A 14,506-nucleotide genomic window follows, 5' to 3' on the forward strand; every position below is an offset into this window, starting at 1 on the left:
GGCGAGGCTCTTGCCCCGTCAGGTGATCTGGTCGATCAGTCCGCGGATGCGCTGCTCGATCTCGTCGCGGATGGGGCGGACGGCGTCGACTCCCTGGCCGGCGGGGTCGGGCAACTGCCAGTCGAGGTAGCGCTTTCCGGGGAAGAGGGGGCAGGCGTCCCCGCAGCCCATCGTGATGACGACGTCGGATGCCTGGACGGCCTCCGTGGTGAGCGTCTTGGGCACTTCCGCGGAGATGTCGATGTCTACTTCGGACATCGCCTGCACGACGGCGGGGTTGACGGCGTCGGCGGGGGCGGAGCCGGCCGAGCGCACTTCGATGCGGTCGCCCGCGAGGTGGGTGAGGAAGGCCGCGGCCATCTGGGAACGGCCGGCGTTGTGGACGCAGACGAAGAGGACGGACGGCGGGGCGGCGGTGTCAGGCATGGGTGGACTCCTCTTGCGGTACGGCGAGGGGGGAGGTGTAGAAGCGGCGGGCCCACAGGGCGACGTGGACGAGGCCGATCAGGACCGGCACCTCGATGAGGGGGCCGACGACACCGGCGAGGGCTTGTCCGGAGGAGGCGCCGAAGGTGGTGATGGCGACGGCGATGGCCAGCTCGAAGTTGTTGCCCGCGGCGGTGAACGCCAGCGTCGTCGCCCGCGGGTGGTCCAGGCCGACCGCCCGCCCGAGCGCCATGGATCCGGCCCACATGACGGCGAAGTAGACCAGCAGCGGCACGGCGATGCGGGCGACGTCGAGGGGGCGGGAGGTGATGGCGTCGCCTTGCAGGGCGAAGAGGACGACGATCGTGAACAGCAGCCCGTAGAGGGCGAACGGGCCGATCTTCGGCAGGAGCGTGGACTCGTACCAGGTGCGGCCCTTGGCGCGTTCGCCCAGGCGGCGGGTGAGGTAGCCGGCGGCGAGGGGGATGCCGAGGAAGATCAGGACGCTGCGGGCGATCTCCCATACGGGGACGTCGAGTACGGGGACGTCGTGGCCGACCTGTTCCAGGCCGAGCAGGCCGGGGAGGACGGACAGGTAGAACCAGCCGAGGGCGGAGAAGGCGAGCACCTGGAAGACCGAGTTCAGCGCGACCAGGACGGCGGCGGCTTCACGGTCGCCGCAGGCCAGGTCGTTCCAGACGAGGACCATGGCGATGCAGCGGGCCAGGCCCACGATGATCAGTCCGGTGCGGTACTCGGGCAGGTCCGGCAGGAACAGCCAGGCCAGCGCGAACATGACGGCCGGGCCGACGATCCAGTTGAGCACGAGGGACGGGAGGAGCAGACGGCGGATGGGGGGCTTCCCTGCCCGAATGGGGGACTCCCCTGCTCGAACATGGTGGGGAGCTCGGGGACGGGTGACGGTGCCGAGTTGGTCGTAGCGGACCTTGGCCAGGACCGGGTACATCATGACCAGCAGGCCGAGCGCGATCGGCAGTGAGACGCCGGTGACGGTGACCTCGGCCAGTGCGTCTCCCAGTCCGGGCACCAAGCGGCCCAGGCCCAGCCCGACCGCCATCGCGGCCGCGATCCACACGGCGAGGTACCGGTCGAGGAACGACAGCCGGCCGGCCACCCCCGACGCGGGTGCGGTGCCGCTCACGAGCAGCGCCCTGCGGCTGCGGCTGCGGCTTCGGCGCGAGTGGGTAGGGGTTCGCCTGCGGGGCTGGTGAGGATGTCGGCGAGGCGGTCGGTCATCTCCGGCAGCAGCCAGTAGTAGACCCATGTGCCGCGCCGCTCGCAGTCGATCAGGCCGGCCTGCCGCAGCAGCTTGAGGTGATGGGAGATCGTCGGCTGGGAGAGGTCGAAGGCGGGGGTGAGGTCGCAGACGCAGACCTCGCCGCCGGCCCGGGAGGCGATCATCGACAGCAGCCGCAGCCGGACCGGGTCGCCCAGCGCCTTGAACACCTTCGCCAGCTCCACGGCCTGCGGCTCGTCGAGGGGGGCCGTCAGCAGGCCTGGGCGGCAGGCATCGCTCGCGCCGTCTTGGCCGAACACCTCAAGCTCTTGATTCGACATGCGTCTATGTTGATGTTCTTCGATGCAAGGCGCAACCTGCATCGGCGGGCTTCGATGCAAGCCCTGTCGGGTCGCAGGTCGGCTCAGCCGCCACCCGTCTCCTGGGTGTTGCGGTGTGGCCGGATTTCATCCGTACTCGCTCGGTTGTCTTGACGGCGGGCGGCCGCTCGCTGCCGGGTGTAGCCCCTGCGTCTTGCCGGGGCCTGCCCCGCAACTCCACCGCAAAGGGATAAAATTTCAGCATGGGTTGAGTTAGTTCTTGGACAAATTTCTCCATGGATGGCGGGTAAGATCGACACCTGCCTTCTTGCCTACCTGCCTGCCTGACCAGCTGGTGTCAACTCGCGACCATTCGTGTTGAATTGGGGGGAATGTGTTCAAGGGTGATATGTCCATTCTTGGAGTATCGGCCTGCGAGAGCGATATTTACCGATATGTCTTGCGAAACCCGGGAGTTTCCCGTATCGAATTCGATGTCTCCTTGGATATTTCCTGCGCAGAGGCGGAAGCGGCAGTGGAGCGGCTACGCGCGCTCGGCATACTGAGTGCCACCGACCGGGGCGAGCTCTTCGCGGTCGAGCCCGAGGCCGCCATCGACCGGCTCGCCGACCTCCGTCTCCAGGAACTGCACCAGGAGCTTCAAGGCATCACCCAGTCCCGCCGCCTGGTGAGCGAACTGCGCGCGGAGCAGGGGCGGGCCGCTCTCCCGGCGCAGGGCATCGAACGGTTGCGGGACGTCGCGGACGTGCGCAACCGCATCGACAGCCTGGCGTTCTTCGCCCGTCGGGAAATCCTCTCCGTGGAGCCGTACACGGCGCTCGCCGCGGAGAACATCGCCCATGCACATCCCCTCGACGTGCGTGCGCTGCGCCGCGGGGTACGCATCCGCAACGTGGTGCGGAAGGAGGCGCTGCAACACCCGCCGACGCTGGCCTATTTGAAGAACCTGGCGAAGCAGGGCGCCGAGATCCGGGTCGCGGACCGGTGCGCGGAGCGCATCCTCGTGTACGACGGCAATATCGCCCTGGTGCCCGCCGGTGCCGCGGACTCGTCGCGCGGTGCGCTCGTGGTGCACGAGAGCGGGCTGATCGCGACCGTTCTCGCCCTGTTCGAGAAGATCTGGAACGAGGCCGAAATCCTGGCGGACCCCGACCGGCCCCCCACCGCTTCGGCTCCCGCGGACAGCGACAAGCGGGTTCTGGAGCTGATGTGCCGGGTCAGCAAGGACGAGGTCGGCGCACGGAGTCTGGGCGTCTCGGTACGCACGTACCGCAGGTACATCGCGGACCTGCTGGCGGCGCTCGGCGCGGCCAATCGGGCACATGCGGCGCTGATCGCACGTGAACGGGGCTGGATCTGAGCCGGACCGCTGCTGAGCGGGCGCGGGGACGGCCGCCCCGGCCTACCGCGCGCCCCCGCCTACCGCGCGCTCCGCTGCCGCGCCTCTTTGAGCAGCCGGACCCCGATCTGGTCCGTGCCGTCAGGGGAACCGCCGAGGCGGTGGATCAGTACCCACTCCCCGGTGTCGGCGAACGCTCCGGCGAAGGTCGAGGCGTCCCGCGTCGCGCCGTTGTGCCACCGGAGGTGGCCGGCCGTCTGCCAGGCCGGCGCGGGGGCGCCGAGCCTGTGGTCCACGAGCAGACCGGTGACCACGGCGGCCAGGGCACGGGGCGTCGCCCACATGCCGCCCGCGGACAGAATGGGCCCGTCCATGGTCCACGGCGCGCGCTCGCCGCCGAAGCGGCCCTTCGTGCGCAGGGTGCGGTCGGCCGGCGGAGCCTGGGTCACCTCGTCGGCCACGCCCAGCGGTTCCAGGACGTGGGCGCGTAGGAGCTCGGCGTACGGCTGCTGCGCGGCAGCGGCGAGGGCCGCGCCGAGCACCGCGTACCCGAAGTTGGAGTACTCCTCCGACTGCCCCGCGGGGCGCACCGCGACCTGGTCGAGCCGGCCGAGCAACCGCCCGAGGGCCTGCGTGGTGAAGGACGCGTACGGGTCGCGGCGCGGACCCGAGAGCCCGGGGGGCAGCCGGGGCAGGCCGGAGGTGTGTTCCATCAGGTGCCGCAGGGTGATGCCGGATGGCGCCGCGGCCGGCAGCCAGCGCTCCACCGGGTCGTCCAGCTCCAGCAGGTCCGCCGCGGCCATGCGGACCAGTGCCGTACCGGTGAGCACCTTGGTGAGCGACCCCATCTCGACGAAGCGGTCCGGGGCGTGGCCGTGCTCGGCCTGAGGTTCGTGCCCTGAGCGGAACACGCACGACGGTACGGGCCGGCGGAACGGCAGGGGGCTCACTGGCCGCACCACTGTTCCAGCAGCGCCTCGCGCTCCGCCGGCTTCGGAGTGCCGGGGCAGCCGGCCGACCGCCACCAGTCGCTGAGCAGCGACGGGCTCAGCTCGCCGGCCACGAAGCGTGCCAACAGGCGGTGCGAGAGCTCCACTTCGCGTTCCGTATAGGCCGGCCCGGCGGCCGCGGAGACGGCGTGCTCGCTCTCACCGGCGGCGTGCTCGCTCTCACCCGCGGTGTGCTCGCTCTCACCCGCGGTGTGCTCGCTCTCACCGGCGGCGCGCGTGATGCGCACCGTCATCAGCGGCGCACCTTCGGGCCCGCCGAAGCCCGCCATGGTGGTCGCGAGATCGATCGCCATGCTCAGGCCGCGCCGGAACGTGGAGCGGGCGGGAGCGTCGGGCACGGCGACCTGCTCGATCTGCGTCCATTTCCGGACAACTGCCGATTCTACGACCGTCTCCAGGCCTCTGACCGTCTCCACGCCTCCGGCCGTCTCCACGCCTCCGGCCGTCTCCAGGTCCCCGACCATCTCCAGGCCTTCGGCCGTCAGCCGGATGCCCACCCCTTCCTCGCCGGGCGGGGAACCGAGCCAGCACCCGTCGCGGTCGACCCAGAAGAGGCCGACCATCGCGCCCTGGCCTCCCGGCGCCTCAGGCCGTCCGGGCGGGGGAGCGGTCGGCCTGCTCGCTGCTGCCACTGATCGAACCCATCTTCTCGACGTCGTGCGTACGGACCGCAGCGTTCACTGCGCTGTCTTCCATGATCGGCTCAATTGCCTTTTTCGGCCAGCCACATCGGTCATGCAGCACGCGACCGATCCGCTGCCCGGCGCGGCGGGCGAGGCGTAGCGCGTCGTCGACTCCCCTGCTGAGGAAGATCAGATCGCAGGCCACCATGGTCAGCGCGAAGCTGGTGAGCCCCATGAGCAGGGCGATGGAGACGTGCAGTCCGATGGAGCCCAGCGCCGCCCACGGACGGAGGCGCGGCACGAGGACGCCGAGCGGGAAGTAGACCATGAACAGAGTGGCGGCATAGGTGCCGACGACGACCAGCATGTCGTTCTCGTACAACAGCCGGGAGACGCCGGGCCATTCGAACTCGGGGATGCGCAGAACGTAGAAGAGCGCCGTTCCGTCCTGCCACATCTGGCCCTGGACCTTGGCGAGGCCGCTGACGACGTAGAGCAGGCAGATCTGTACGCCGATGGCCGCGACACCCAGGTTGTGCAGTGTGGGCGACACCGCGCGGATCGCACCGGGTACGCGTCCGGCCCAGCGGCGTACGAGTCCCAGCGGGAAGGAGAACCGGGCGTAGCAGTGGGTCAGCAGCAGCATGGGCAGGATGATCCAGGCGAGGTTGTCGCCGCCGTCCAGGATCAGTGGCTGGCGCTGGTACACCGACCACAGGAGCACCCAGTGCAGGGCGAGCACCAGCCGGCCGCCGACGCCGAAGGTCACCGCCAGCGCGGCGAACATCCCCAGGTGGAAGAGGACTTCGAACCAGGTTCCGGACGTGCTCCACGCATAGAGGCTGAACGTGTCGTTCGCGTGCAGCCCTTCGATGAAGTCCTGCCACGGGTAGACGGCGTCGGGGCCGAAAAGGTAGCTCCGCTCGCCGTATTGGCTGGCGTAGAACATGAAGCCGACGAAGCCGAGCAGCGCCCGTGTGCCGGAGGCACCGGTCACGGCGGCGGGCGATCCGCTCAGCCGGTCCAGCAGTGCGGCGATGGCTCTGAGCCTCTTCTTCATCGCAGGTCACCCACCTTCAGCCAGTTCAGGTCCTCCGCGCGGACCGGTTCCTTTTCCTTCGCCTCGGGGTCGTTGCGCTTCGACCACGGACGGAATTCGTGTACGTACAGCCGCACTTGGATCTTCTCCGGCTTTCCGCCGCACGCGTCCGGCATCTGCGAGAGCGAGAAACGTGAAAGGAGGCGAATGGTGTCCTTGCGGCTGCGCTCCTCGAAAGGCAGCGGAGGTAGCACGGGTTTCTTGTGCTTCGCTTCCTCCTGGCGCACCCTGTTCAGAACCGGGTCGTCATTGTGCAGGGCCTGGAGTCCGCTGGAGATGATCCGGGAAATGCGTGAGGGGAAGAAGCGGTCCCGCTGCACGCGCTGAATGTATGGGGTGGTCACATCGTAGAAGGAGGTGGTCTCTCCATTGGCGCAGGAAGCCCGGGCGAGAATGCCGCGGTCATCGGCCACCGGCTCCGGGGCGAACAGCATCCAGTCCTGCGTGAGGTACGGGCTGAGGAGCCCGTTGACCTTGTCGGCGTACCGGATCTTGGCCGGGCTCAGCGGGGCCTGTGAGAAGGCGGCAAGGAAGAAGTAGACGCCCAGAAGGGCAGCGCCGACCAGCAGCACTGCCCTCCTGGCTATGTGGTGACCCGTCACTTGTCGAAGATCGATTCGACGGAGGCGGCTTCCGAGGTGCCCGGCTTGGCGAAGCCGCCAATGCTGGAGATCCGCGTCATGTTGCCCACGGCCTCACGGATGGCCTTGGTGCCGGCCGCCGCCTTGGCGTGGACGTACCCCTTCTCGGCGGCGCTCTTGGCGGCCTTGCCGGCCTTGGTGGCGTACTTGCCGGCCTTGGTGGCGACCTTCACCAGACCGCCGATGGCGAACGGCGCGGGCTGGCTGCTCTTGACGGTGGCAACCTGCTGCGTCACCGGCTTGACCGGCTCGGCGGCCTGGGCCGACACCTGGGTGGTCACCACCATGGCGGCGGCACCCAGGGCGAGACCGGTCGCCGCGATAGCCTTCTTCATATTCTTTCTCCTATTCCGTTTCCACGTTCCGGTTACTGCCATCCATTGACGTTCCGACCTCTGCGATGAATGGTCGGACGTCTGACCGAAACAGCCTGCGCCATTTTTCGTGCACCCCCGTTGAAGCCTTGTGACGGAAAGTTCAGAATCGGGCGCTCCAGCTGTACCGACGGGCGCGCAATTACGCCGTCGCGGTGCGCTGCGTCACGCCCTTGAGAAGGGCATACCTAACCTCCGCAACCACCGGATTCGGTGGACCGTCCCCGGTGCGGAAAACAATGCCAGCGGCACGGGCCGGACTCCAGAGTGGATCACGGCAGCATGTTGAACCCTGAGGTCAACTTCTTGTCATCGCGGGGCAGCTGAGGGATCAGTCGTGCGGTGCCAGGGGTGCCGGCGTACGGATGCCGAACTCGCGGCGCAGCGCGGAGCGTGCCGCCAGATAGCCCGTCATTCCGTGTACACCGGGGCCGGGCGGCGTGGACGCGGAACACAGGTACACGCCGCGGAGCGGAGTGCGGTAGGGGTCGAGGCGCGGAGTGGGGCGCAACACGCTCTGGGTGAGCGTCATCGCACCGGCACTGATGTCGCCGCCCACGTAGTTGGGGTTGTACCGCTCGTAATCGCGGGCGCTGATACCGCGCTGCGCGATGACGGTGTCGGTGAAGCCGGGCGCGTACCGCTCGATGCGCGAACGCACCAGCTCCAGAGGGTCGGTGGGATCACCGTTCGGCACATGGGCATACGCCCACACCGGGCGCTTACCGGGCCGAGCCCGTCCGGGATCGGCGACGGCCGGATCGACGACGAGGACGAACGGCTCGTCGGTGGCGATGCCCCGGGCCGTGCGGGTCTCCTGATGCCACATCTGCGCTTGGCTGCCACCCAGGTGCACGGTGCCTGCCCTGCCGACATCGGGGTTCGCCCACGGGATGGGGTCGCTCACCAGGAAGTCGGCCTTGGCGGCGCCCGGCCCGTAACGGAAACGGGCCAGGGAGCGCGCGTAACCGGCCGGCAGCCGCCCCTGCGCGAGGCGGCGGAAGGCCTTCGGGCCGATGTCCAGCAACACCGCCTTGGGCCTGCCCAGTTCGCGCAGGTCGTCGATGCGCTGCCCGGTGTGGAACACCCCGCCGTGCGCGCGGACGTCAGCGGCCAGTGCCTCGGCGATCCGGGCGCTGCCGCCGCGGGGAAGCGGCCACCCGCTGCTGTGGGCGAGGTGGCCGAGCAGCATCGCCACCGCCCCCGAGGCCAGGCTCGGCAGCCGCCCCACGGCGTGCGCCGCCACCCCGGTCAGCAGGGCACGGGCCTCCTCGGTGCGGAAACCGCGCGAGGCCAGCCGGGTGCCGTGCACGAGGGTGTGCCGGGCCAGCACGGACGCGGCTCTGACATCGCGCGGCAGGGCACGCTGGTCCGACAGGATGATGTCGACCACCCCGGCGCTGTGCTCCAGCAGCGGCTCCATCAGGCGCCGCCAGCGGGGCCCGTCCGGGCCCAGACCGGCGCACGTCTCCTCCAGGTCACGATGGGCCAGCGCGGCCCGCCCGTGGTCGAGTGGGTGGGCGTAGCTGATGGCGGGATGCCGCAACTCGACGCCGCGGGCCGCGAGATCGAAGGCACGGAAGAAGGGCGAGGCCCCGGCCATGGGGTGCACGGCGGCGCAGATGTCGTGGACGACGTCGTCGTCGAAGAGCGCCTTGGTGCGCAGCCCGCCGCCGATCTCCTCATCCTGCTCGTAGAGGGCGACCCGCAGCCCGGACCGTGCCATCGTCACCGCCGCGGCCAGACCGTTGGGACCGGTACCGACGATCGCCACATCCGGATCGTTCCTCATGCGTCTCCTTCGGCACCCGTCCGTCTCGTGCCCGGCTCGATTGCGCAAACTCGTACGAAACGATGCCAGCGCACAACAGGGCCCGGGCCCGGGGCCGCGTCAGCAAGCGGATGCCGGCGTGCAGCATCGTGTCATTCGCCCGCCGGCCATTGCCTTGGCTTCTCCCGCGCCCGCAGGATGAGGCTCCCGAGAAGGACCGGCAGCGGACCGGCGGCCCGTGTCGCTGTTCCGCTGCCGTACCACGGGGACGGAAGACGGGCGCACGGCGGCGGGTGAGCCGGCACCGCACGAGTACGCAGACGAGTACGCAGACGGGTATGGAGCCATGGCACGGAAGTTCGCACGCAACTACGGCAGTGCTGCGGCGGCGGTCATGGCGGCGCTCCTGGGAACGTCGGCCTGTGCCGCCCCGCCGCAGCGGGACGCGACGCCGGACGAGCTGTCCGCCAAGGCCGTGAACAGCATCCGGGCCGCATCCTCGGTGCGGGTGCGGATGGCACAGACCGGCCCCGAGGCGATGGACATCGACCTGACCATGAGCCGCGGCGGCAAGTGCGCGGGCCGGATCGTCTCCGGCGAAGGAACCGCCCACGTCATCAAGGTGGGCAAGGAGTTCTGGCTCAAACCGGACGACAAGTTCTGGAAGGCGCAGTTCGGCGGCGGCAGCGAGGCCACCGCACTCGTCAAGGGCCGCTACCTGCACGGCAGCACACAGGACGAGCAGATACGCGACATCGCGGCCATGTGCGACCTGGCGGGAATTCACAAGACGCTCGCCGGGGAAGTCGGCGCCGGGCCCTTCACCAAGAGTGCACCGGTCACCGTCGACGGCCGGCGGGCCGAGACGGTCAGCGGTAAGAACGGAGCCGTGCTGATCAGCGTGGTCGGCTCTGGCGCGCCGGAACTGATCAGGATCGTCCAGAAGAACGAACACACCGTCACGGCGACGTTCACGGACTGGGAGAAGCCCGTCCGGGCGTCTGCTCCGGCGGCCGGACAGAGCGTCGACCTCGCCCGGCTGTCCTGAACCGACGCCCATATGACGCCCATATGACGGCCTGATCAGGAGCAGACGGTGCCGTTCGCCGGGACCTGGCCGTCCAGCAGGTGTCCGTTCACGGCCTTGGTGGCGCACTGATTGGTGCCGTACGTGCCATGGCCCTCACCCTCGACGGTGAGCAGGACGCCCACCCCCTTGCCGAGCTTGTCGGCCATCTTCCGGGCGCCCTCGACGGGCGTTGCCGGATCGCCCGCGTTCCCGATGACGACGATGGGGGCGGCGCCCGGCGCCGAGACCTCCGGGGTGTCGCTCTTGCCGGTGACCGGCCAGCCGGTGCAGCCCAGCAGCCCCTTCGCGGTCATCTCACCGAAGACCGGCGACGCCTTGCGGAACTCCGGCATCCTGGCCTGCACTTCCTCGGGGGTGCTGCGCTGCCTGGTGTCGGCGCAGTTGATCGCGGCGTTGGCGACCTGCATGTTGCTGTAACGCCCCTTGTCGTCCCGGCCGCTGAGAATGTCGGCCAGCAGCATGAGGCCGTCGCCGCTGCCCTGCTCCGCGGCGGAGAGCGCGGCCGTCAGGACCGGCCAGGCCTCCTTGGAGTAGAGCGCCGAGGCGATGCCGACGACCGCCTGCTCCTGGGTGACCTTCCGTCCGCCCTCGGTCGGCAGCGGCTGCTTGCCGGTCCTCGCCAGCAGTTCGGCGATCCGCCGGCGCCCTTCCTCGGCGCTCCGGTACGGGCAGTCGCCGCCCTTCTTGGCGCAGTCGGCGAGGTAGTTGTCCAGCGCCCGCTGGAAGCCCTTCGCCTGCCCCAGGGACTCCTGCACCGGGTCCTGGGTCGGGTCGACCACGGCGTCCAGGACCGTACGGCCCACCTTCTTCGGGAACAAGTGGGCGTAGACACCGCCCAGTTCAGTCCCATAGGAGATCCCGAAGTAGTTGAGCTTGGCGTCTCCCAGGACCTCGCGCATCAGGTCCATGTCGCGGGCCGCGCTCTCGGTGTCGACGTGCGAGAGAACCTTCCCGGAGTTCTTCGCGCAGGCCGCCGCGTTCTTCTTGTTCTGCTCGGCCGTGCCGGCGAGGTCGAGGTTCTGGGCGCGCTGCTCGTCCGTCTCCTTGTCGCTCAGGCACTTCACGGCCGCGCTGTTGCCGACGCCTCGCGGGTCGAAACTGACCAGGTCGTAGCGCGAGCGGAGGGGCTGGGCCGCGTCGTAACCCGGCAGCATGGCCACGCCCGACGCGCCCGGGCCGCCGAAGTTGAAGACCAGCGAGCCGAGCCGCTTGGCGCCTTCCCTGCCCTTGCCCTGGCCCTTGGCCTGGGCCGTGGCGCGGATCATCGCGAGGTCGATGGTGTCGCCGGTGGGCTTGGCGTAATCGAGGGGGGCCTTCAGGGTCGCGCACTCCCATGCCGTGCCGTCCGGGAGCTTGCCGGGTGCCTTGCCTTCGCCACCCTGGGCGGCGGACGGCGCCGGGCAGGGCTGCCAGTCGAGCTTCTGGGAGGTGAGCGAGGCGGGCAGGGCGGCGGCAGAAGAGGACTTCTCGCGGCCGCCGTTGTCCTTGTTCTCGTCCTCGCCCTTGGTTCCGGTGCAGGCGGTGGCGCCGAGGGCGAGGAGGAGGGAGGCGGAGAGGACTGTGGTGGTTCTCGCGGTGAGAAAGCTGGGCATTTCGGTCCTTTGGGCGATGGCTGATGGCTGACGGCTGACGGCTGACGGCTGACGGCTGATGGGTGGTGGGTGGAGGGGGAGCGGGAGCGCCGGGCGCCGTGGTCAGGCGCCGCCCAGCCCGGCGTCGCGGGCCAGGAGGGCGGCCTGGACGCGGTTCTCACAGCCCAGCTTGGCCAGGATGCGGCTCACGTACGTCTTGACCGTGGCCTCACTCATATGGATGCGCTGCCCGGCATCCGCGTTGGAGAGGCCCTCGCCCAGCAGTGCCAGGACCTCCCGTTCGCGCTCCGTCAGCGTCTCCAGGCGGCGCCGGGCCTGCTCGGCGCGCCGTGCGGTCTGGCCGGAGGCCAGGGAGTCCACGACGTGGCGGGTGGCGCCCGGCGAGAGGTACGCGTCGCCGGCCGCGGCCGCCCGTACCGCGCGCAGGAGCTCCGCGGGCGCCGAGTCCTTGAGGAGGAAGCCCGCGCTCCCGTCCGCCAGGGCGCGGAGCACGTTCTGCTGCTCCCCGAAGGTCGTCAGGATCAGCACCCGTGTATCGGGGACGGTCCGGCGCAGCTCGGCCAGGGCGGTCAGCCCGTCCATGACCGGCATCTGGATGTCCAGGAGTACGACGTCCACGCGCTGGGCCCGGGCCAGGTCGACCGCCTCGCGGCCGTTCTCGGCCTCCGCGACGACGTCGATGTCGTCGGCCGAGCTCAGAATCATCCTGATGCCCGCCCGAATGAGCGGCTCGTCGTCCGTGACGAGAACTCTGATCACGACTCTCCTGTGCGCTGCCGGTCTTCTGGGCCGTTCCGAGCGGTCAGGCCGTTCCGAACAGGTCGGGCCGTTCCCAGCGGTCAGGCTGTTCCGAACGGGCCGGGCTGCCTGGTCACCACGGGTCGGGCTGCCTGGTCACCGTGACATCATCCCCGAGCCGGTGACCCATCCCGAGAACCACCCGCCCGGACGCCACGCAGAGGCTCCTCGCTTCCTGCTTGACGGTTCCCGGCCTACGGCTTGACGGTTCCCGCTTACTGCTTGACCTCGAAGGACTTCTTCTCGATCAGCTTGCCGTCCTTGAAGCAGAACCGGAAGACCGGAGATTTGTCCAAGCTGCTGCCGACCTCCGTGGAATTCAGGCTCAGGCACTTCGCTCCCGCGGGTACGGGCGGCGCACCCTTGTCCAGTCCGTCGGTCAGGAACGAGTCCCCCTCGGGCAGCTGATTGCGCACCTCGGCCTCGGACTGGCCCACCGTCACCGAGTCGTACACCTTCGGTTCGATCAGGGCCTTGTTCGTCTCGCCGACGAGGAGGATCCCCCCGACGACCAGGGCGGCCACCACCAGCAGGCCGAGGCCTGCCGCCACCCCACAGCCGATGGCTATGCCGCTACTCCTGTTGTTGCTGCTCATTGCGTTGGCCAGCTCCTTCGGCAGACCGTCCCGGTAGATGACCGGATCACTCTCGCCCGGGGAGCCCGCCGAAATCTGCCGCCGAAAGTCGTCCGTCGGAACAACGAACGGGTTCTCCGCGGGAGCGGCGAACGTGCTGCCCGCGGGAGCGCCGAACGTGTCGCCCGTGGGAGCCGCGAACGGGTCCTGCGGAGAGGGGCCCGGGGCACCGCCCTCCGGGGAGGTGTACGGCAGTACGCCCGCCAGCCGGAAGCCGCCGTCCGCCGTGGGGCCCGCGTGCACCATGCCGCCGATGAGCCGGGTCCGCTCACCGAGCCCGGTCAGCCCCTGACCACCGCTCACCGCCTTCCGGGCACGGTCCGCCGCCGTCGCCGGTACGGGGCCGTTCGCGACCTCCACGACCAGCGAGTCCGGCTCGTACCGCAGCTCGATGGTGATCGAGGCGCCCGGGGCGTGCTTATGGGCGTTGGTCAGGCCCTCCTGGGAGATGCGGTACGCCGCGTGATCCGCGGCCGGGGGGAGCGGGCGCGGCTCGCCGGAGCGCCGCAGCTCGACGTCCGTCCCCGCATTCCGCGACGCCGCCACCAGGCCCTCGATACCGGCCACCCCGCGCGACGGCGACGTGGTGTCCCCCGCTCCCACGGCCGCAACGCCCGGGGAACCGGGACCCGGGGCGGAGTCCCCGTGATCAGGGGCGTGGGTGCCGTCCCGCAGGAGTCCCACCACCTCGCGCAGCTCGTGCATCGCGGCCACCGACGCCTCGCGCAGTACTCCCACGGCCTCACGCTGCCGTCCGGTCAGCTCGCGGTCCACCTCCAGCGCACCGGTGTGCACGGAGATCAGCGCGAGCTGATGGCCGAGGCTGTCGTGCATGTCCTGCGCAATGCGCTGGCGCTCCCGCAGCCGGGCCTGTCCGGCGATCATCGCGCGCTCGCGCAGCAGGTGGGCGTTGTACGCCCGGAGGGTGTCCAGCAGTGTCCGGCGCTGTGACCAGTAACGGCCGGCGAGGCCGGGCACGACGAGCACGACCAGCAACAACGGGGCGGTGATGAGGAGGCCCGACAGTGAGAAGCCGACCTCCAGGAAGCTCAGGCCGAGGCTGAGGACGTACGCGGCGGTGAAGGTGCCGAGCGCCTTGGCGACCTGGGAGACCCGCCGCCCGGCCGACCAGGCGACGAGGGGGAACAGCGGCGCAAGGCCGACCAGCCCGGCAGAACCGACGGCGACCACCAGCAGTACGGCGGCCGGCAGTACCCGGCGCAGCAGCGTCAGCGCTCCGGCAGCGAGAGCGACGGCGACGATCCGTACGAGGCTCTGCCCCTGCAGGGCCTCGATCCCCGCAGCCAGCAGCGCCAGCCACACGCCCAGCAGCGATTCGCCCACGATGCGCCTGGTGGGCCACATCCCGGGATCGCGGAGCGCCCTGAGGGGGCCGGTCAGCCGCCGGGGCGCCGAACGCAGCCACACCGCCACTGCCTGGCGGGCCGGTATCGAAGGGCGATCCGGCGAAGGGCGACCCGGTATCGCAGGGTCCGTACGTTCCACACGTGTCACCTGGCAAAGGTAAGC

General features: G+C 70.0%; 14 protein-coding genes. 2 read left to right on the forward strand and 12 right to left on the reverse strand.

Annotated features, from left to right (window positions below):
- Positions 1 to 18: 18 nt before the first annotated feature.
- Genes ACFY12_RS14685 through ACFY12_RS14695 form a run of 3 tightly spaced genes read right to left on the reverse strand, consistent with a single transcriptional unit; the run spans position 19 to position 2,004 of the window.
- Positions 19 to 426: an arsenate reductase ArsC gene (locus tag ACFY12_RS14685; RefSeq protein ID WP_390716140.1), complete on the reverse strand. Its 408-nt coding sequence runs from the start codon at positions 424 to 426 to the stop codon at positions 19 to 21.
- Positions 419 to 1,588: an ACR3 family arsenite efflux transporter gene (gene arsB, locus ACFY12_RS14690; protein WP_390716141.1), complete on the reverse strand. Its 1,170-nt coding sequence runs from the start codon at positions 1,586 to 1,588 to the stop codon at positions 419 to 421. Before arsB ends, ACFY12_RS14685 begins: the two co-directional genes overlap by 8 nt.
- Complete coding sequence (locus ACFY12_RS14695; RefSeq protein ID WP_390716142.1) at positions 1,585 to 2,004, reverse strand: ArsR/SmtB family transcription factor; 420 nt, start codon at positions 2,002 to 2,004, stop codon at positions 1,585 to 1,587. Before ACFY12_RS14695 ends, arsB begins: the two co-directional genes overlap by 4 nt.
- 373 nt (positions 2,005 to 2,377) lie before the next feature.
- Here ACFY12_RS14695 and ACFY12_RS14700 point away from each other — a divergent pair, with 373 nt between their 5' ends.
- Positions 2,378 to 3,364 (forward strand): TrmB family transcriptional regulator, encoded by a 987-nt coding sequence (locus tag ACFY12_RS14700; protein ID WP_390716143.1) that lies wholly within the window; start codon positions 2,378 to 2,380, stop codon positions 3,362 to 3,364.
- Between the two features lie 59 nt (positions 3,365 to 3,423).
- Here the strand turns inward: ACFY12_RS14700 and ACFY12_RS14705 are convergent, their stop codons facing one another.
- From ACFY12_RS14705 to ACFY12_RS14730, 6 genes are all read right to left on the reverse strand, one after another.
- Positions 3,424 to 4,293, reverse strand: a complete 870-nt coding sequence (locus ACFY12_RS14705) for a serine hydrolase domain-containing protein (protein ID WP_390716144.1) — start codon at positions 4,291 to 4,293, stop codon at positions 3,424 to 3,426.
- Positions 4,290 to 4,916, reverse strand: coding sequence for a hypothetical protein (locus ACFY12_RS14710; protein ID WP_390716145.1), 627 nt, complete (start codon positions 4,914 to 4,916; stop codon positions 4,290 to 4,292). The genes ACFY12_RS14705 and ACFY12_RS14710 overlap by 4 nt, the downstream gene beginning before the upstream one ends.
- A gap of 22 nt (positions 4,917 to 4,938) precedes the next feature.
- Entirely contained in the window at positions 4,939 to 6,036 is a 1,098-nt protein-coding gene (locus ACFY12_RS14715; RefSeq protein WP_390716146.1) for a hypothetical protein, read from the reverse strand.
- Positions 6,033 to 6,647: a DUF5819 family protein gene (locus ACFY12_RS14720; protein WP_390716147.1), complete on the reverse strand. Its 615-nt coding sequence runs from the start codon at positions 6,645 to 6,647 to the stop codon at positions 6,033 to 6,035. The genes ACFY12_RS14715 and ACFY12_RS14720 overlap by 4 nt, the downstream gene beginning before the upstream one ends.
- Before the next feature lie 26 nt (positions 6,648 to 6,673).
- Entirely contained in the window at positions 6,674 to 7,051 is a 378-nt protein-coding gene (locus ACFY12_RS14725) for a hypothetical protein (RefSeq protein ID WP_390716148.1), read from the reverse strand.
- A gap of 370 nt (positions 7,052 to 7,421) precedes the next feature.
- Entirely contained in the window at positions 7,422 to 8,882 is a 1,461-nt protein-coding gene (locus tag ACFY12_RS14730; protein WP_390716149.1) for a phytoene desaturase family protein, read from the reverse strand.
- 325 nt (positions 8,883 to 9,207) lie between these two features.
- On the opposite strand from ACFY12_RS14730, the gene ACFY12_RS14735 reads away from it, so the two are divergent.
- A complete protein-coding gene (locus ACFY12_RS14735) occupies positions 9,208 to 9,909 on the forward strand; it encodes a hypothetical protein (protein ID WP_390716150.1) in 702 nt (233 codons plus the stop codon).
- 35 nt (positions 9,910 to 9,944) lie between these two features.
- Here ACFY12_RS14735 and ACFY12_RS14740 read toward each other — a convergent pair whose 3' ends face one another.
- From ACFY12_RS14740 to ACFY12_RS14750, 3 genes are all read right to left on the reverse strand, one after another.
- Positions 9,945 to 11,543 carry an alpha/beta hydrolase gene (locus tag ACFY12_RS14740; protein WP_390716151.1) on the reverse strand — a complete coding sequence of 533 codons (1,599 nt, stop codon included), beginning with the start codon at positions 11,541 to 11,543 and terminating at the stop codon, positions 9,945 to 9,947.
- A 102-nt stretch (positions 11,544 to 11,645) separates the two neighbouring features.
- Entirely contained in the window at positions 11,646 to 12,302 is a 657-nt protein-coding gene (locus tag ACFY12_RS14745) for a response regulator (protein ID WP_390716152.1), read from the reverse strand.
- Between the two features lie 254 nt (positions 12,303 to 12,556).
- Positions 12,557 to 14,341, reverse strand: a complete 1,785-nt coding sequence (locus ACFY12_RS14750) for a sensor histidine kinase (protein WP_390716153.1) — start codon at positions 14,339 to 14,341, stop codon at positions 12,557 to 12,559.
- Positions 14,342 to 14,506: the final 165 nt, after the last annotated feature.

Origin of the sequence: Streptomyces sp. NPDC001339, assembly GCF_042895955.1 — a bacterium.
Taxonomy (GTDB): Bacteria; Actinomycetota; Actinomycetes; order Streptomycetales; family Streptomycetaceae; genus Streptomyces.

Bases quoted from the DNA above. Each gene is read 5' to 3' on its own strand.
- ACFY12_RS14710 (WP_390716145.1), bottom strand. From the start codon at position 4,916: ATGGTCGGCCTCTTCTGGGTCGACCGCGACGGGTGCTGGCTCGGTTCC.
- ACFY12_RS14735 (WP_390716150.1), top strand. From the start codon at position 9,208: ATGGCACGGAAGTTCGCACGCAACTACGGCAGTGCTGCGGCGGCGGTC.
- ACFY12_RS14715 (WP_390716146.1), bottom strand. From the start codon at position 6,036: ATGAAGAAGAGGCTCAGAGCCATCGCCGCACTGCTGGACCGGCTGAGC.
- ACFY12_RS14740 (WP_390716151.1), bottom strand. From the start codon at position 11,543: ATGCCCAGCTTTCTCACCGCGAGAACCACCACAGTCCTCTCCGCCTCC.
- ACFY12_RS14685 (WP_390716140.1), bottom strand. From the start codon at position 426: ATGCCTGACACCGCCGCCCCGCCGTCCGTCCTCTTCGTCTGCGTCCAC.
- ACFY12_RS14695 (WP_390716142.1), bottom strand. From the start codon at position 2,004: ATGTCGAATCAAGAGCTTGAGGTGTTCGGCCAAGACGGCGCGAGCGAT.
- ACFY12_RS14750 (WP_390716153.1), bottom strand. From the start codon at position 14,341: ATGTGGCCCACCAGGCGCATCGTGGGCGAATCGCTGCTGGGCGTGTGG.
- ACFY12_RS14730 (WP_390716149.1), bottom strand. From the start codon at position 8,882: ATGAGGAACGATCCGGATGTGGCGATCGTCGGTACCGGTCCCAACGGT.
- ACFY12_RS14725 (WP_390716148.1), bottom strand. From the start codon at position 7,051: ATGAAGAAGGCTATCGCGGCGACCGGTCTCGCCCTGGGTGCCGCCGCC.